This window comes from Arcicella sp. GW458-12-2-14-TSB2 (assembly GCF_059423785.1).
This window is the reverse complement of sequence record NZ_JBWKYN010000013.1, coordinates 34,144-52,867: the sequence shown is the minus strand read 5'-3', so window position 1 is coordinate 52,867 and position 18,724 is coordinate 34,144. Positions and strand designations below refer to the sequence as shown.

Below are 18,724 nucleotides of genomic sequence, written 5' to 3'. Positions count from 1 at the left end.
GAATTAATTCCCTCGCTAGTGATTTTTATTGTCAATTTTTTAATTTGCTTGTACGTACTCAGTAACACTTAAGTACATAGCTATAGACATTTTAAACTTTAAACTCATAAACCTTAAACTCCTAAACGCTATCAATTCTCTTCTTCATCCTCAGGTTTTTTCTTCGCTTTAGGAGCTTCGTAAATGATTTTTCCTTTGTTATCTCGCTCTTGCAGTACCACCGCTTCGGAATTATCAAATTTATCTTTGGCGTATAAAGTCTCTTTTTTCAAACGCCCCATTGCTCCAAACTGATGGTATTCTCGCCAACGTCCCACCTTCACACTATCATCAAATTTGCCTTCCTCTTTTAGCTGCCCACCTTCATAAAAAGAGCGATAATCGCCCGTTACTTTATTGAATCGTACAGGAATTACTTCTTTGATTTTTGTTTCAGCTTTATCGTAATAGCTGACCTTCGAATCTGCTAAAAAACCTCTTTTATACTTTTCTTTCGATAGTAGAATATAGTCTTGGTTATAAGTTTCCCAACGTCCATCTTTTACACCCACATAAAACGAGCCTTCTTCAACCAACTCATCATTTACATACTTTTTATAAGGGCCATGACAAATCTCTCCGTAGTTTTTATCTTTTCTAGGCACATTCGTTACCCTTCTAAGTTTAGGGTCATACCACCAAATCTCCTTAGCATAAATGCTTGGTTCGGCTTCATCAGGGTTTCGTAATACATGAATTTCCTCTACAGTCAATCTTACTCCAGAGCCATATTCACCAATGCGTATTTCAAATTTTATGTTTTCGTATTCGTCTTTTGGCTTTTTCTTGGCTTTACTTTTCTTTTTTGATTTATGGATTTTCAAGCCTAAATCTGCCGTTAAATCATCAACATCATTGCCTAATTTTTTAAATTCTTCTTTATTCTCTTCAATCGATTTTTTCGCATTTTTAACATTATCTAGTATGTCCGACTGTATTAATCCACCCAGCAGTCCCGCTTTTTTCTTGGCCGAACTATCAGTTTTTGGTTTTGCTTTTGTTTTGAATTCATCAGTTTGAGCAAATGTTATCCTGAAAGCAAACGAAAATATAAGTATTAAAAAGCAAACGAGAGACTTCATTTTTATGGGTGAAAAAATAAGCATGGAATCAAAAGAATTGTAAATCACACGGGGCATTATTCAATACCCTCATGCCATCCACATGAAATGGTTGTCCTTATAAACGAAAATATGAATATATTTATTTTTATAGGTAAAGATAAGCATTTTCATGCTATCCTAAGAATAGCGTAATTATTCTTTCAGCAGCACGAGTTTTCAACTCGTAAAAAACATTGACGAGTTGAAAACTCGTGTTACTGAAAAATTAATAAAATGCATCTTCAAAATGCGTTACCTCAAAAGTGTTATTTTTAAAAACAACAGCCACAATATCAAAGCGAATCTGTTGATGCCAGTTGTTTTTATAGACATAAAAGTCGGCAGCCTTGGTTATCATCGCAACCTTATGTTTGTTTACGCCAATTTCGGGCATTCCAAATTTTGTATTAGTGAGGGATTTTACTTCGACAAATACTAAGAAGATTCCTTTACGAATAATTAAATCAATCTCAGCCCGCCCATAGCGGTAATTTCGGTGGAGGATTTGATAGCCTTTTTCTATTAGAAAATTGGCGGAAATGTCTTCGGCTTTTTTGCCTGTTTCAAGGTGTTGTGTCATAGGGGTGTGTAGATTATATGCTTTTGGTCTTCGGTCATCAGCTTTCAGTTATCAAAAATGATAGCCGAAAGCTGATGACCGAAAGCCGACAGCTAATTAATATCCAAATACTTCTTCTAAAGTCAATTTCTTAACTTCTCCGTATTTTTTCAAAGTATCTAAGTTTACTTTTTTCTCAGAAGCCACCACACACATTGCATATGGTTTTTTCGCTAATAAAGTATCCTGAAATTTCTTTAAATCATCTAAGCTTAATTTATCTAAAGCCTTATAAATAGCCTGACGTTCATCTGTAGTTACGCCTTTATCAAGGCCACTTAGATAAGTATAAATAATATTATCTTGTGTGATTCTCTCAGTTTGATAATTCTTTTTCATGCTCGCTATAGCTGTTTCCAAGTTCTTTTCAGACGATGGGAAATCGTTCAACAACTCATCCATACCAGCGATAGACTCATGAATTTTATCTGCTTGTGTACCAATGTAAGCAATCATGCGGTATTTTTCATCCTTGATATTAGGTGTCTGATAATACGCATACGTTGAATAAGCCAACGCTTTAGATTCACGAATAGTTTGGAAAACAATAGAAGACATCCCTCCACCAAAGTAGTTGTTGTACAACTCTACGATAGGTGTTTCGGCTGAATTAAAAGCAATCGTAGGACGAACCCAGTTGATTTCTGCCTGAACCATGTCATAATCAGTAAACAATACTACTGGCTTAGTTGGCGACTCCATTTTGAAATCTGCTACTAAAGGTAAATCTGCCTTGAAAGTACTATTAATTTGGTGAGCACCTTTTAAAGCCACAGCCAGTTCTTCCACTGTTTTTGGACCATAATATATGATTGTATGTTTGTATGAGAACAAATCGTGTAAGAAGCTAATTAAGTCATCCGCGTTCAATGCTTTCAGTTCTGCATCTGTAAACTGTAAGGCATTTCTTGGGTTTTTAGCACCAAACGAAGCATAAGTAGCCAATCCTTGCAAGATGGCTCCTTTGTTCAATTTAGCATCGTTTCTTTGTTTCAATAATCTGCCTTTTAGTAATTCTAAAGCGGCATCATCTTTCTTGCATTTAGTCAATAAATCTTCAAAAAGGCTTACTGTTTTAGCAAAGTTTTCGTTCAAGCCCGACATTCCCAAAGTAATATGGTGGTCGGTATAAGAGGTATTGAAGCTACTAGCCAAACGATAAAATGCTGTACTGATTTGCTCAGCATTCATTTTATCTGTACCTACAAATTGTAAATATTGAAGGGCAATAGGCAATACTTTACTATTCCAAGAACCCATGTCAAAACGGTAGCTCAAACGGAAAAGGTCATTATCTGTATTTTTTACCGTTAGGGCTTCCAAGGCACCAATTTTCCCTTTTTTAATGTCTTTGTTGAAATCCAACCATTTTGGTTCGATGTTCGACATTGCCGTTGTGTTTACATCTTTCAAAAATTCAGATTGTGCCTCACGGTTTACTTCCACTGGCGTAATCGCAGGCTTATCAACCTTTGAAATATTAGGATCAGTACCCTTACGTTTGTAAACAACTACGTAACCATCACCACAGTATTTTTTAGCAAAATCCATTACTTCCTGCTTCGTTACTTTGCTCAAAGCATCGTTGATGGCAACATCTTTATCCCACTTGTTTGATTTATCCAACACAAAGCTTTCTAAAAGTTTATAGGCACGAGAAGAATTGTTTTCTAAACCCTGAATAGCCGTTAATTTATAGTTGGCGGCAATAGCTTTGATAATAGATTCGTCAAAATTACCCGACTTCAATTTATCTAATTCGCCTAAAAGCAATGCTTTTACATCGTCAAGGCTTTGGTCTTTTTTAGGAGAACCCGTCATTTGCCAAACTGAATAGTCTTTGTTCCATTCTGGGCTACAGCTTGCTCTTAATACTTTTTGGGCTTTCACTAAGTTCAAATCTATCAAACCCGCTTTTGAGTTCGACATCAATTCATCTACGATTGTCCCTACAATTTTTTCTTTAGTATTCAATGCACCCGCCCAACGCCAAGCAATAGTAAGGGCATCTGGCGTAGGGCCAAACACTTCGCGTACTAAAGGGGCAGTAATTGGTGCTTCAGGAGCTGGCTTGTATTCAGCAATTGGTTTGCTAACCATGTATTTGAAAGAAGCCTCAATTTTCTTGATTAAAACATCCGAATTGAAATCTCCCACCATAATAATAGCCATGTTGTTTGGCACATAGTATTTCTTGAAGTAATTGCGAATTTCGACTAATGATGGATTTTTTAAGTGTTCAATCGTACCGATAGTAGTTTGTTGTCCATAATTATGCGTTGGAAACAATGCAGCATTTCTAGCTTCATATACTTTCCAACCATCGTTGTCAAGGCTACGATTTTTTTCTTCGTAAACAGCTTCTAATTCTGTGTGGAAAATACGTAAGATTGGATTGCGGAAGCGTTCTCCTTGTAATTTCAAGAAACGGTCGATAGCATTTGCAGGGATGTCTTCTGTATAAACAGTTTGTTCATAAGACGTAAAAGCATTGGTGCCTTGTCCGCCCATCGAAGCCATCATTTTATCGTATTCGTTAGCGATAGCAAATTTAGCTGCCTCGCCCGACACACGGTCAATTTCTTTGTAAATAGCTTTGCGTTGTGCCGAGTCAGTAGTTTTATTATACTTTTCGTACAATGCATCCACTTGGTCTAGCAATGGTTTTTCTTTTGACCAGTCTAATGAACCAAATTTGTCAGTTCCCTTAAACAACATGTGTTCTAGGTAATGGGCAAGTCCAGTATTAGTTCTAGGGTCAGTGTTTGAACCCGCACGGGTAGGAATTAATGCCGCAATACGTGGTTCTTTGTGGTTTTCGCTAAGGATTACAGTCAACCCATTAGAAAGTGTGTAAAAACGAGCTTTCATTGGGTCGTTACTTACGTACTTGTAAGTATAGCCCGCGGAAGAAGCTGTTTTCCAGTCAAAAGTTTTTTGAGCAAATGCGAGAGTGTTTAGAAATAGCGATAACACGACTCCCAGCAGAGATAACCTAAGGTTTTTCATGCGAAGTAGGTTGGATTTTGTAAAAAGAAACAATTAATAGATTTATTGACAAAGTAACTATTGTTTTTTGATAAACGGTATTGTTAGTTGAAAGTTTTACCCCTTACTGTAAAAGATGCTCATTTCATAAGAAAAGTTGCATGGGTGTAATCTTGCACGAGTTAGAAACTTGTGCTACAGATTAAAAGCTCTTTGGTGAAAGCTGATAAAATCTCAACATAAATTACTATCTTTTCCGTTATCTTAACAATGGAATAAAAACCATCTTTATTCGCAATGTATAAGCAGAGAACTCTAACAAAAATAATCATGAAAAAATATATATACCAAGCAATTATCATCTTAGCAAGTGGCTTTCTGCTGATAACAGCATGTTCAAAAAAAGCCATAAATGATAATCCTCCAGCTAGTGAAACATCAAGCTTTAGCTTAATCCAAGATAGAATCATTACGCCCACTTGTGCTACTTCAGGTTGCCATGCCTCTACTTCAGACGGCACTTATGCTCAACACGGATTAGTCTTAGAAAAATCAGTAGCTTTTGCCAATTTAGTAGGAGTTGTCCCCAAAAATGAACTTTCTAAGGCAGATGGGCACCTGAGAGTAAAGCCATACAAATCGTTAGAAAGCTTATTTTACCATAAACTTAATTGGGATGTATCGCATCATGGCGGTAAACAATATGGTTCGCCAATGCCTTTGGGTGGAACGGCCCTTACGGTAGGTCAAATAGAATTCGTTCGTCGCTGGATTGAAGCTGGTGCGCCTAAAACAGGAGATGTTGTCGATAAAACATTGTTGGATGATAAAACACCGAGTGTTTCTAGCACTGATGATTTTAAAACGATGCAAACGCCTCAGCAAGAAGGTGCTACTGGGTATCAGATGCAGGTAGAAAAATTTTCGATTCAACCCAATTTTGAGAGAGAGATTTTTGTACGTAAGGCTGTAGGTAATACTACAGATATATACGTAAACCGTTTAAAATTCCAGTCTCGTACCAATAGCCACCACATGGTATTATACGATTTTAGAGATAAAACACCGAGTAATTTACCAACCATCAATACTATTAGAGATTTAAGGAATCCTGATAATACCTTGAATTTAGTGACAGCCTTACAGATGTCTAACCATGTTTTTTTGGGTGGAGGAACAAATGCTAGTCAGGAATATACTTTTCCTGAAGGAACGGCTTTGTTATTACCAGCAGGCATGACAGTTGATTTAAATCCACATTATTTCAACAAAACGACTGATTTTCATTATGGTGAAAACAATGTAAATCTTTATACGGTGGATAAATCAAAAGTGAAAAATGTTGTAAAAACAATTGACTTTAATAATACCAGTTTTAGTTTACCCGCCAAAACTGTTACTACGATTACGAAAGATTTTAAGTTTAGTGCAGATGTAAAAGTAGTAGCTTTGACATCGCATAATCATAAATATGGACAAAAGTTTGTTATAAAAATATTGGGAGGTACAAGAAATGGTGAAGTAGTGTATGAGAGTACCGACTGGGAACATCCTGCGATGATTAATTATACCACACCGATAGCCTTGAAAAAAGGAGAGGGACTCACGTCGGTGGTTACTTATAATAATACCTCTAACCAAACGATCTCATTTGGCTTAACATCCGAAGATGAAATGGATATTATTTTTGGTTATTATTATGAAGAATAGAGAAAAAATAACTTAGAAATGGAACTAAATTTATAAAAAGACTTCTCAGAAATGAGCGGTCTTTTTTTGAATAATGTAAATAATCCAGAAGAGGTATTATATTTGCTTGTAATACAGACAATAATTTGCCATTTTTTTGAATAAATTTTACTTAACCAACAAAAAATTGTAACAATCGATGTTACAATGGCTTCCTTTTTATGGAACATAAAAGTATGGACAAAGCCACCGCAGCAGGTCTGCTGGTAGCGATGGGAATTATCTATGGTGATATTGGTACTTCACCACTCTACGTAATGCAGTCAATTATTGGGAATGTGCCAATAGATGAAAGAACAGTCCTTGGTGGGCTTTCGTGTATTTTTTGGACATTAACACTGCAAACCACCTTCAAGTATGTAATCCTAATTCTTCGAGCAGATAACCGTGGGGAAGGTGGCATCTTAGCCCTTTTCGCTTTGGTGAGACGTCATGCTAAGTGGTTGACTTTCCCAGCAGTTATCGGAGCATCCACGTTGTTGGCAGATGGTGTTATTACACCACCTATCTCAGTAGCTTCTGCTATTGAAGGATTGCTGAAAATATATCCTGACCTCCAAACGGTACCTATCGTATTGGCTATTATTACGGGATTATTCATGTTCCAAATTTTCGGTACAAAGGTAGTAGGTAGAGCCTTTGGGCCTATTATGCTAGTGTGGTTCTCTATGTTGGGCTTCTTTGGGATTCTGTGGATTGCTAAGGACTGGACAGTACTAAAAGCTTTGTCTCCTTATTATGCCTATGATTTGCTGACAAATTCACATGGTGGTGAAAGTGGTTTCTGGTTACTAGGAGCTGTTTTTTTATGTACAACAGGAGCAGAAGCATTGTATTCAGATTTAGGGCACTGTGGCCGTGGCAATATCAGGATTAGCTGGATTTTTGTTAAAATAACGCTTTTGTTACAATACTTCGGACAGGGTGCTTGGCTCATTTTACATAACGGAGAACTTTTGAATGGTCGTAAACCTATCTTTGAATTAATGCCTGGAGATTTCTTGATTTGGGGAATTGTTATTGCTACAGCCGCAGCAGTAATTGCTAGTCAGGCTTTAATATCAGGGTCGTTTACATTAGTTTCAGAAGCCATCCGTTTGAACTTTTGGCCAAAGGTTCGCTTGCATTATCCCTCAGACCAAAAAGGACAGTTGTATGTGCCAAGTATGAATGTTTTCTTATGGCTAGGTTGCGTTGGGGTTGTGCTATGGTTTAAAGAATCCGCCAATATGGAAGCTGCCTATGGCTTAGCCATTACCCTGACGATGTTGATGACTACCGCATTGATGGCCTATTACCTACATACACGCAAAATTGATATGTGGTGGATTGTAGGATTTATCATTGTTTACGTAGCCATAGAAGGGGCATTCTTGGTAGCTAATCTTCGTAAGTTTGTACATGGTGGATATGTTTCGCTATTTATTGCCTCCGCCATTATTGCATTGATGGTGATTTGGTTTAGGGCGAATATCATTAAAATGCGATTGACAGAATACGTAAAACTGGCTGATTATATAGAACCTTTGAAGGAACTGAGCCAAGATATGAGTATTCCTAAATATGCTACCCACTTAGTATTTATGTCGAATGCGGCTAGAACGAGCGAAATAGAATCTAAAATTATTTATTCTATCTTCCAAAAACGCCCTAAAAGAGCAGATATTTATTGGTTTGTGCACGTAGATACAATGGACGACCCTTATACAATGGAATATAAAGTAAGTGTGATAGAACCCGACGATGTAATTAAAGTAAACTTTAGATTAGGTTTCAGGGTAGAACAACGCATTAACCTTTACTTCCGTAAAGTGGTAGAGGATATGGTGAAAAAAGGAGAAGTGGATATTACCTCTCGTTATGAGTCATTGAACAAACAAAATGTCATTGGCGATTTCCGATTTGTAGTATTAGAGAAATTCCTATCGTTTGATAACAAATTATCCTTGCTGGAAGGCTTAATCATGAAGGCTTATTTCTTTATTAAAGATTTTACGCCTTCGGAAGATAAATGGTTTGGATTGGATACCAGTGCCGTAAAAGTAGAAAAAGTACCATTGATTATCCGTCCAGTTGAAAACGTAGTATTAAAAAGAATAGAGTAAGTTTTAATTATAAATCTAGATATTTTGAAAATTCTTATCACAGGCGGAGCAGGCTTTGTTGGTTCTTCTCTGGCTATTAATATTAAAACGAATTATCCTACTTACGAGGTAATCTGTTTGGATAATTTAAAACGCAAAGGCTCTGAACTTAATTTGCCTCGCTTAGCGAAAGCAGGAGCCATTTTTGTTCACGGAGATATCCGTAATAAAGAAGATTTTGATGCATTGCCAGTGGTTGATTTTGTGATTGAATCTTCTGCTGAACCTTCTGTATTAGCAGGTTTGGAAGGAACGCCTGATTACTTAATCAATACAAATTTGGTAGGAACAATCAATTGCTTGAACTATACCAAAAAGTGTGGTGCAGCGTTTATTTTCCTATCTACCAGTAGAATTTATCCTATCAAAGCCATTGAAAAACTGAACTTTGAAGAAGCTGAAACTCGTTTTGTGTTGTCAGATGAACAGTCAGTCGGTGGGGTTTCATCAAAAGGCATAGCTGAAAACTTCCCCTTGGATGGTGCAAGGTCATTATATGGGGCTACTAAATTAGCCTCTGAATTGATGATTCAAGAATACAACGAATTTTATGGCATGAAAACCGTCATCAATCGTTGTGGCGTGCTGACTGGCCCTTGGCAAATGGGAAAAATAGACCAAGGTGTGATGGTGCTATGGGTAGCTAAACATTATTGGCAACAGCAATTGGCATATATAGGTTATGGTGGTTCTGGTCGCCAGACACGTGATATGCTACACGTAAAAGATTTATACAGACTGATTGATTTCCAACTTCATAACATTGATACTGTAAACGGTGAAATTCTGAATGCTGGAGGAGGCGTTGAAGTAAGTGCTTCTTTACAAGAACTTACACAGATTTGTCAAGAGGTAACTGGTAAAACCATTCCAATTAGCAAAGTAGCAGAAAATCGTGCTGCTGATATTCGTTTATATGTAACAGACAATACAAAAGTAACAGCTTTGACGGGCTGGAAACCTGAAATTTCGATAAAACAAATTGTGACAGAAATTACTGAATGGATTACTGAAAACGAGGAGGCTTTGGCTTATGTATTGAAGTAATAATATTGATTTTTAAAATCATAAAAAAACGGTCTAAACTAATTTAGACCGTTTTTTTTATGATTGATGGACAACGAATTCCTACTGTTTGAAAAGATATACATTATGATAATCTTCCTTGAGATCAACTATTATTTTTTAAATACTCCTTATAATTTTTATAAACTTGAATTACCAGCTATTCTACCTACCTTACATCGTAGCCAGAGCTTTCCGTAAATATACGTATAGGGTTAAATATTTTTAACCCCAAGGGAGAAACGGAATGAGGCTAGTAGAAAAAGTAAATGCTGTAACAAATTTTTATACCGAACTAAATGCCGATTTGGCTAATTTACAAGCAAAAAGTGGACTGTCGTGTTTGAGTGGCTGTTCCAATTGTTGTAAGTCGCCAAATGTTGGAGCCACTATCTTAGAACTTCTTCCATTTGCTTATCATCTTTATCAGGAAAACAAAGCCGAGCTTTTTTATAATGAGCTGATAGCCAATCCCCAAACAGCTATTTGTATGTTGTATAAACCTGCCTTAACTCCTTTAAACAATGGAGGTTGTAGCGATTATACTTATCGAGCCATGATTTGCCGCCTTTTTGGCTTCTCTTTTCGCCGAAACAAAGAAAATAAACCAGAAATGGTTACTTGTAAAGAAATTAAAGCCGCTTATCCTGTAGCTTATCAGGAGCTTACTCAACAAGCAGAAGCAGGAATGCTAGTGCCACAAATAAGTTATTACCATTCAAAACTTTCAGCGATAGACTATCCGCTGTCTCAAGAACAATACCCCATCAACAAAGCCATAGAGCTGGCATTAGAAATGGTTTTAAATCATTTTTATTATGCTGAAAGTCTTGAAACAATAGAAATTTAAGGTCTTTCGGGTATAAAAAATACATTTTCAATACATGCTCAGGTCGTAACTTTAACATAGGTAAATATAATTCTGTCTACTATTATTTCTAAAAGTATTCTTAACTACAGAGCATATTGTTACTGAATCTACTCGACCTAATGACTTTGATTTTTTTGTAAATCATACAGATTTGCTACTAACCAACCAACTATGTACTAAACTTGTATATTCTATGAATGTTAATTCTTCTTTAACCCAACTTTCACTTTCACACAATTGTGGTAAAATATTCATAAAAGCTTCGTACTTATTTAGTAGATTAGGAGAATGAGGAAGTTTTCTTTGCGTTTTATTTGAGAGCCAATCTCTAATACTACGTATAAGCATTTGAGGGTTATTCTGATGAGCTTTTACATCTTGTCCACTAAGGTCAGAAATAAACTTTTTGGATTGATGAGCTTCTTTTTCTAAAATCAAATATTTCTTTTTTTGTTGTTGAACATCTCCAAATTGTTTACATCCAATAAAAATACCTAACTCTAATGGCATATTAAAACGGGGTTCAGATAATGATAAATCATGAATACCATACTGGCAATTTGCAATAAGGCTATTGATTTTTTGAATGCGTACATCATCAGAATCGTCATATTCTAAAGCGCATCTTGGTATAAACCCGCAAGCTTGGATAGTAAAAACAATCGTTTGGAAAAGAGCTTTATAAGTATCATCAAATGGGCAATTGATAAATACATTACTGGTGTAGTTTGGGTCTATATTCTTTTTCACTATTTTTTGCCTAAAACTTTTACTACTGCGCGTTCAGCCTTAGTCGCAGTTGATTTTTTAACAGAAGGGTTTGCTTTATAGTCTATTTCAGGAGCTTCTTTACGAACACCTTTAAAAGGTAGCCCATCTTTTTTTACCTCTAAAATTCTTCCTGTTTCAGTATCACGTTTAATGTAATGACCAGTGGAAGCATTATAAAATTGAGACCTTTTTTTTACCGCACCTGTACGATGTCCTTTATTAGTATTTACTGCCATAGCTTTTAATAGTTGAAGATTTTTAAATATAATACTTTTCGATTAATTAAATAAAAAATATTATCAGTTTCTAGTGGATGTCTGCTCATTTTTCAAACAAGTAAAAAAAATGTGATGATTAATTGTATAATGTTAGGTCGTGGAAAACCCACGACCAGTTTTAGTGACTAACTTGGTATTTCATTAAACATATCTAGCATTATCTGCAAACCATTTGGAGAATGCATCCAATCGGTATTATTCAAGGTTTCTTGTGCTACTTCCGCAAACCTTAAACACATCTGTTTTTCATAATGTGCAATGGCTGATTGTATCGTTGGATATGCTGAAGTAGTTAAAGCCTCGCTTAATTCTACTGCATCCAACATGGCCATATTGACACCCTCGCCAGCATAAGGGGGCATTAGATGTGCTGCATCTCCAAGCATAGTAATATTCGCTTTTGCCTCCCAACTTTGGTCTAAAGGCATACAATATAAAGGTCTTGGAATAAAATAACCTTTATCATATTCAAATAATTCTTGCCAAATAGCATCCCATGCTGCATATTCGTTTTTAAACCACGCTAATACTTGTTTATTATCGGTAAAATCAATACCGCTGTCTTTTACCCAAGTGGCATCCATTTTACAGCCTGTGTAAAAAGCTAAACTGCCATCTCCTTTGGCACTTACTATCAATGTTTTAGCATCACCAAAGGCAAATATTTTTCCTCCCTTTAATAGCTCATGAATCTTAGGAGCATTTTTTGCTGAATCATAAACATTACCTTCTAGGGCTGTTATGCCTGAATAAAAAGGCTTAATGGGCGTAATAAAAGGTCTGATTTTAGAGTTTGCACCATCTGCACCGATAACTATATCAGCGATGGCAATATTACCATTTTGAAAAACTAATTTCCATGTGTTTGCTATCGGTTCAAGGGATAAAATATGACTATCCCATACAACAGTATCAGCTTGTAGGGAATCTAATAGGATTTCCCTTAGTGGACCACGGTCTATTTCTGGTCTAAACCATTCTTCTCCAAAAGCTTCGATGCTCTCTCCTGCGTGTTGGTCATAGAAAATCTTTGCATGCTCGTCTAAGACACGGATTCTATCTGCCCCAGGTCTATAATTTGCTTTAAAGGCATTCATTAAACCTGCTTCTTCTAAGGCTCTAAGTCCTGATTCCAAATGAAGGTCTAAAGTCGCCCCTTGTACTCTTACATTTCTATTAGCATCTCTTTCATATACTTTTACATCAGCACCTTTCATTTGTAAAAGTCTAGCAAGGGTGAGTCCGCCAGGACCACCTCCAACAATTGCGATTTTTTTATCTTTGATTAACATTTTGATAGCTTGTTTTAAATACGCTACAAAGCTATTCAGGTGGTAGTGCTAAAAATTGTATAAATCGGTCGTTTTTATTTTTGCTCAACTCTTTCGGTACTACTCCCGAAAACCTTTTTACCTCTTTAATAAAATGTGCCTGATCAGTAAAGTTTTGTTCTGGGAAAAGCTTTCCTTCTTTCAGATGTGTAAACGAAGCCCTGAAGCGTAGGATATTACAGTAGGATTTTAAAGAGATACCAAAGGTTTGATTAAAATATCGGTTTATTTGTCGGCTACTCCAAGCTACTTCCTCAGATAATGTAGTGATATTCATTGAGCCTTTTGAGGAATAGATTAACTCAAATAGTTTCCGTTTACGGTTGTCAATATTGCCTTTTATCAATTGACTGATTTTATGCGTGGCTTTTTGGCAACAAAGCTCAAAGTTGCTTAAATCTTCTTGTTTAAATTCCCAGAAGCTAGTGGGCAAAACTTGAACATCATCGAGTAAAGAAGAAATACTAGTATGAAGTAAATATTCAATAGCTAAGAGTTTGAGGCTAACACCAAAAATGACTGTTTGGCTGGCAAATGTTGTTTGCGTAGCTTGACTTTCTAAGCCCAAAAGAACAACATGGAAAGGTTCGGAAGCTGAATAGGAAAATAAAATATCGACCCTGCCGTCAGGTAAAACAATAACCTGTTTATCATTTTCAGAATGATTGGCAACCAACCAAAAATAATCAACGTAGTCTGAAAGCAACACATCAGGCTTAATAAATTGATATTCAAAATCGTTTTTCAGCATGGTGAAAACATTAACTGGAGAAAACAAAAACTTATTAGACCGTAATTAATCGTTTAAAATTAATCATATCTACCGCTAGTAACTACCTCTTTTTTCTCTTTTTCAGTTTTATATGAAGAAATTTCAAGATAAGCTCTCAAATAATTGACAGTCAGAAGACTAGCAATATAAAAAAGTTGTATATTCGTTATTGTATATAAACCGAATTGAATATGAAAAAACTGTTACTTATTTTGATATTCTTCCCTCTTTTCCTTCAAGCGCAAATCCAAGTCAGCACGGGAATTAGTTATGTAACAGAACCAACTTTTGGTGACGATGGCAGTTATTCTGGTTCGGGTTTAGATATCAGCCTACGCAAGCACCTTTCTGAAAAGCTAAAATTAACAGCTTATTCTGGCATTAATAAAATGAGAGTCGCATTAGCGGTACAATCTCGGTTTGATTATAGCACAAAAATTTATGGTTATTACTACAAAGATGTTGTTCCAGTATCTTTCGGAGCAGAGTATTATCTCTATAGCAAGAAATTCATTAAACCATTTGTGGGACTAGAAACTGGTGCTTATTTCACCAGTTACGAAACTCAGATAGACCCTAATTATATTGGTTTTGCCAAAAACATTCCTTCTGGAAGCTCAGTCAATTGGGGCTTTTCCCCAAGTGTAGGGATACAGTTTCAAGAAAATGCTGACAGAATGGGATTGTTCTTGAAAATAAAGCATACAGGAATTGTTTATGGCAATACTGGATTATCGAATATGCTTAGTTTTAGTGCTGGTTTTACGTTCAAATTCGGAAGAAAAATTATGTGGAAACCGCCCGTAATAGATGTGCCAAGTCAAGCTCCTTATTATGAGAAAAAAGATTTTGACTAAGCGACTAAATACCAGTCCAGAATTTCATGAGGTTGTATTTTTAGCACATTGGCCAGTACCAACAAAACTAAGGTTCTAGAAGCTAGCCAAAGAGGAATATTGGCTATTTTAGCAAATTCTGGAAGGGTAATTTTTGTGTTTTCTGATAGATATGACATTAGAATTTTTTCCTTATCGCCAAAGGTGAATTGAATACCTTCTTCATTTTCACGGCGTAGGATTTGCTTCATCTCCTTACTAGCCTGTACTGAGCGGTCGGCAACACGCACATAGGCCTTACCCATTTCTTCGGATTCAAGCTGTACGTAATGAGGCTTTTTTTTACTTTTCGGAATCGTGATGACCAAAACCTCACGGTCGTCAGTCACGCTAACTCGTTCAATTTCGTACGAAATAGGAGGGAAGCAGTTTCGTTCAATGGCTCGGACTAAGATATACTCTTCTTCATCGACGAATTTGAGGCCTGGAATACTTTTATCATCACCTACACCAATCAGCAAAGTACCTCCTTTTGTATTGGCAAAGGCTACAACTTCCCGGATAATTTTTTCAGGGTGATTTGCTTTCAGCTTAAACTCAAGTTGAATATTCTCTCCTTGACGAACAAGGCTCTTTAAATCCTTTAATTTCATTCCTGACACGCGACTGTGGTTCTCAGTCTTCTCAAAATAGGATACAAGTGCCTGATTCATACAGATTTATGATTTAGGTATTCTTATAAACAGATATGGATTTGTTTTAAAGATAACAGATTTAGCAGTACGAAATTTTTTTTGCTTTAAAAATATTTTAGCTAAAATCTACCCAATTAATAGACTTTATATGATTTTTTTTAATAGACTTTGTCTAACTTTGTACTCCTAATTACTTAGCTACCAGTTAGAACTAATTGCTAAAGGATTAACAAGTCTAAAAGCCGAAAAGTTTGCCAAGTGTAACTAAGCAGATATGAAATTTTGCCAAGCTCGGATACGAGGATAAAATTCAGGATTGCTTATGTCAGATTTAAGTCAGTTAAAACAAGCCTTAGAAGGTCTTTCACTTACGGAAGGGCTAAGTTATATGGCTGAAAACTATGGAAATGTAGTTTTCTCATCATCGTTCGGTCAGGAAGACCAAGTAATTACCGATGCTATTTTTAAGAACAATCTTCCTATCAAAGTTTTTACGCTTGATACTGGTCGTTTATTCCAAGAGACTTATGAGCTGATGGATACCACCAAAAATAAGTACGGAAAAGAATTTGAGACTTATTTTCCGAACACTGCCAAAGTAGAAGCTTTAGTAAAAGAAAAAGGATTTAATAGCTTTTATTTTTCTGTTGAAAACCGTAAAGAATGTTGTGGTATTCGTAAAATAGAGCCTTTGAAAAGAGCATTGGCAGGTGCCGAAATCTGGATTACAGGCTTGCGTGCGGAGCAATCAGAGAACCGTTCTGATATGGAAATTGTTGAATGGGATAATAACAATAATGTCATTAAATACAATCCGCTTATTCATTGGACTTACGAAGATGTGTTGGCTTATCTGAAAGAAAACAGGGTTCCAGATAGCCCTTTACACAGAAAAGGATTTATTTCAATTGGTTGTGCACCTTGTACCAGAGCCATCCAAGAAGGAGAACATCCACGTGCAGGACGTTGGTGGTGGGAAGCATCACAAAAGGAATGTGGCTTACATAGTTAGTGATGAGTTATGAATTTTGAGTGATGAGTAGTCTAGTCTATCGTTGCAATTGTGATTAATATAAAGTACAAAAAGCTTGTAGCTCATTGCTTAAAGCTGACAGTCAAAGAGTTAATAAAAAATTAAAAATATGGTTGATAATTTAAAAAATCCAAGTCCAGAAGTTTCCACTCCGAAATTTGGTTTTTTCCCTCGTGAATTAGAAGACGAAGCAATCTATATTATGCGTGAGGTTGTAGCTCAATTCGAGAAACCAGCGCTTTTGTTTTCTGGTGGGAAAGATTCTATCACGTTAGTACGTTTAGCTCAAAAAGCTTTTTATCCGGGAAAAATTCCTTTCCCTTTACTTCATGTAGATACGGGTCACAATTTCCCAGAAACCATTGAATTTCGTGATTGGTTAGCTAAAGAGACGGGGGCAGAATTGATAGTACGTTATGTACAAGATTCTATCAACCAAGGAAAAGTAAAAGAAGAATCAGGAAAATATGCTTCTCGTAATGCCTTGCAGACGGTTACTTTACTAGATGCTATCGAAGAGTTTAAATTCGATGCGTGTATTGGCGGTGCAAGACGTGACGAAGAGAAGGCACGTGCGAAAGAACGAATTTTCTCTGTTCGTGATGATTTTGGACAGTGGGATGCTAAGCGTCAACGTCCAGAATTGTTTGATATGTTGAATGGTCGTATTGCTATCGGTGAAAACGTAAGAGTATTCCCGATTTCAAACTGGACAGAATTAGACGTTTGGAATTATATCAAAGAGGAGGAAATGGCGATTCCTTCTATCTATTATTCACACAAACGTCAGGTAATTCAACGTGATGGAATGCTTTGGGCAGATTCTGAATATTTGAATAAAGATGCAGAAGAAATTCCTTTTGAAGAAACCGTTCGTTTCCGTACCGTTGGCGACATGACGTGTACGGCGGCTGTAGCGTCTGAAGCAATAGAATTAGACGATATTATCGGTGAAATCCTATCAGCAGAAATCTCAGAACGTGGTGCCAGAATAGACGACAAACGTTCTGAAGCAGCGATGGAAAAACGTAAACAACAAGGATATTTTTGATGAGTTGTGAGTTAGTGAATGAGTGAGTTGTGATTTATTATATCATCCAAAACTAATAAAGTTTAAAACTCACTCATTCACTAACTCACAATTCACTCAATCACTCAATAGAAAAGATGGATATTTTAAGAATAGCAACAGCAGGTTCGGTGGATGATGGAAAAAGTACCCTCATCGGACGACTTTTATACGAAACAAAATCAATCACGCGTGATAAAATTGAAGCATTAGAAGCTGCTTCAAAACGTAAAGGTTTAGACTTTTTAGATTTATCATTATTAACAGACGGCCTTATCGCCGAACGTGAACAAGGTATCACTATCGACGTAGCCAATATTTATTTCTCGACGCCAAAACGTAAATACATCATTGCAGATACGCCTGGTCACTTTGAATATACCCGTAATATGGTTACTGGGGCTTCAAATACAAAGGTTTCTATGATTTTAGTAGATGCACGTAATGGCGTTTTGGAACAAACTTTCCGCCACTTCTTCATCTCATCAATGCTTCGTATTCCGAAAGTAATTGTGTGTGTGAATAAGATGGACTTAGTAGGTTATTCGGAAGAACGTTTCAACGAAATCAAAGATGCAGTTCAGGCTTTGGCTGATAAAGTATCTTTTGAAGGACAGGAAATTACTTTCATTCCAATGTCTTCTTTGTACGGACAAAATCTTTCTACTCAGTCAACTGAAATGCCTTGGTTTACAGGTGCGCCATTGTTAGAAGAATTGGAATCTACCAATTTCGACGAAATTAAAAAGCCAGCCCGTTTCCCTGTTCAATTTGTGGTTCGTCCAAAAACGGAAGAATTCCATGATTATAGAGGCTATGCAGGTAAAATTGCTAGTGGTTCTTTCTCTGTTGGAGATGAAATCACAGTTTTGCCAACTGGACAAAATTCTAAAATTGCAACGATTGAAAAATTCGGTACGCAATTAGAAAAAGCTGGAGCGAAGGAATCTGTAGTAATTACTTTAGAAACAGACGTAGATGTTTCTCGTGGTAATATGTTGGTGAAATCTACTTCAACACTTGAGCCATTGAAAGAAATCACTGCAAGAATTTGCTGGATGGATTCTAAACCATTGGTTTCAGGTAAAACTTATATCCTTCAGCATGGCATTAATGATTCAAAAGCGAAAGTAGTAGCTTTGAATAATAAAATTGACGTAGTGAACCAAGATACGATTGTAGATGCAGTTGCTGAATTGAAATTGAACGAAATCGGAGAGATCGTCTTGAAAACTGCCAAGCCAATTTTTGCAGATAAATATGAATACAACCCTGCAAACGGCGCCTTTATATTAGTGGACGACCAAACAAACTCAACCGTTGGGGTTGGATTTGTTTTATAGTAATAACATATTACATTT

Annotated in this window: 16 protein-coding genes; 8 read left to right on the top strand and 8 right to left on the bottom strand. The window is 36.4% G+C overall.

The features are described from left to right. Positions 1 to 131 precede the first annotated feature (131 nt). The 3 genes from AC07XN_RS03435 to AC07XN_RS03425 form a co-directional block, all read right to left on the bottom strand. The gene (locus AC07XN_RS03435) at positions 132 to 1,121 is read right to left on the bottom strand and encodes a toxin-antitoxin system YwqK family antitoxin (RefSeq protein ID WP_494742040.1); all 990 of its coding nucleotides are present in this window, start codon (positions 1,119 to 1,121) and stop codon (positions 132 to 134) included. Positions 1,122 to 1,368: 247 nt separating this feature from the next. Next, positions 1,369 to 1,722, bottom strand: a complete 354-nt coding sequence (locus tag AC07XN_RS03430) for a YraN family protein (protein WP_309924580.1) — start codon at positions 1,720 to 1,722, stop codon at positions 1,369 to 1,371. 96 nt (positions 1,723 to 1,818) lie between these two features. Next, positions 1,819 to 4,770 carry a M16 family metallopeptidase gene (locus AC07XN_RS03425; RefSeq protein WP_494742039.1) on the bottom strand — a complete coding sequence of 984 codons (2,952 nt, stop codon included), beginning with the start codon at positions 4,768 to 4,770 and terminating at the stop codon, positions 1,819 to 1,821. 309 nt (positions 4,771 to 5,079) lie between these two features. Here AC07XN_RS03425 and AC07XN_RS03420 point away from each other — a divergent pair, with 309 nt between their 5' ends. The 4 genes from AC07XN_RS03420 (at position 5,080) to AC07XN_RS03405 (ending at position 10,557) form a co-directional block, all read left to right on the top strand. Continuing rightward, on the top strand, positions 5,080 to 6,459 hold the full coding sequence (locus AC07XN_RS03420; RefSeq protein ID WP_494742038.1) for a monooxygenase: 1,380 nt from the start codon (positions 5,080 to 5,082) through the stop codon (positions 6,457 to 6,459). A gap of 215 nt (positions 6,460 to 6,674) precedes the next feature. Further along, positions 6,675 to 8,603, top strand: a complete 1,929-nt coding sequence (locus tag AC07XN_RS03415) for a KUP/HAK/KT family potassium transporter (RefSeq protein ID WP_494742037.1) — start codon at positions 6,675 to 6,677, stop codon at positions 8,601 to 8,603. 24 nt (positions 8,604 to 8,627) lie between these two features. After that, positions 8,628 to 9,689 (top strand): NAD-dependent epimerase/dehydratase family protein, encoded by a 1,062-nt coding sequence (locus AC07XN_RS03410; RefSeq protein WP_494742036.1) that lies wholly within the window; start codon positions 8,628 to 8,630, stop codon positions 9,687 to 9,689. A 265-nt stretch (positions 9,690 to 9,954) separates the two neighbouring features. Beyond that, a complete protein-coding gene (locus tag AC07XN_RS03405) occupies positions 9,955 to 10,557 on the top strand; it encodes a YkgJ family cysteine cluster protein (RefSeq protein ID WP_494742035.1) in 603 nt (200 codons plus the stop codon). Positions 10,558 to 10,719: 162 nt separating this feature from the next. On the opposite strand, the gene AC07XN_RS03400 is transcribed toward AC07XN_RS03405, so the two are convergent. The 4 genes from AC07XN_RS03400 to AC07XN_RS03385 form a co-directional block, all read right to left on the bottom strand. Continuing rightward, entirely contained in the window at positions 10,720 to 11,328 is a 609-nt protein-coding gene (locus tag AC07XN_RS03400; protein WP_494742034.1) for a hypothetical protein, read from the bottom strand. Beyond that, entirely contained in the window at positions 11,328 to 11,585 is a 258-nt protein-coding gene (locus tag AC07XN_RS03395) for a hypothetical protein (RefSeq protein WP_494742033.1), read from the bottom strand. Before AC07XN_RS03395 ends, AC07XN_RS03400 begins: the two co-directional genes overlap by 1 nt. A gap of 167 nt (positions 11,586 to 11,752) precedes the next feature. Beyond that, a complete protein-coding gene (locus tag AC07XN_RS03390) occupies positions 11,753 to 12,919 on the bottom strand; it encodes an FAD-dependent oxidoreductase (RefSeq protein ID WP_494742032.1) in 1,167 nt (388 codons plus the stop codon). 31 nt (positions 12,920 to 12,950) lie between these two features. After that, entirely contained in the window at positions 12,951 to 13,709 is a 759-nt protein-coding gene (locus AC07XN_RS03385; RefSeq protein WP_494742031.1) for a helix-turn-helix domain-containing protein, read from the bottom strand. A 212-nt stretch (positions 13,710 to 13,921) separates the two neighbouring features. Between AC07XN_RS03385 and AC07XN_RS03380 the strand changes: the two genes are divergently transcribed. Further along, a complete protein-coding gene (locus AC07XN_RS03380; protein WP_309924567.1) occupies positions 13,922 to 14,587 on the top strand; it encodes a hypothetical protein in 666 nt (221 codons plus the stop codon). Here the strand turns inward: AC07XN_RS03380 and AC07XN_RS03375 are convergent. Continuing rightward, a complete protein-coding gene (locus AC07XN_RS03375) occupies positions 14,584 to 15,279 on the bottom strand; it encodes an AlbA family DNA-binding domain-containing protein (RefSeq protein ID WP_409014251.1) in 696 nt (231 codons plus the stop codon). The two genes, AC07XN_RS03380 and AC07XN_RS03375, sit on opposite strands and share 4 nt — an antisense overlap. A 304-nt stretch (positions 15,280 to 15,583) precedes the next feature. Between AC07XN_RS03375 and AC07XN_RS03370 the strand changes: the two genes are divergently transcribed. From AC07XN_RS03370 to AC07XN_RS03360, 3 genes are all read left to right on the top strand, one after another. Then, positions 15,584 to 16,273, top strand: coding sequence for a phosphoadenylyl-sulfate reductase (locus AC07XN_RS03370; protein WP_309924566.1), 690 nt, complete (start codon positions 15,584 to 15,586; stop codon positions 16,271 to 16,273). Positions 16,274 to 16,403: 130 nt separating this feature from the next. Then, positions 16,404 to 17,345, top strand: coding sequence for a sulfate adenylyltransferase subunit CysD (gene cysD / locus AC07XN_RS03365; RefSeq protein ID WP_309924564.1), 942 nt, complete (start codon positions 16,404 to 16,406; stop codon positions 17,343 to 17,345). Positions 17,346 to 17,461: 116 nt separating this feature from the next. Next, the gene (locus AC07XN_RS03360) at positions 17,462 to 18,706 is read left to right on the top strand and encodes a sulfate adenylyltransferase subunit 1 (RefSeq protein WP_309924563.1); all 1,245 of its coding nucleotides are present in this window, start codon (positions 17,462 to 17,464) and stop codon (positions 18,704 to 18,706) included. The last annotated feature ends 18 nt before the right edge of the window (positions 18,707 to 18,724 follow it).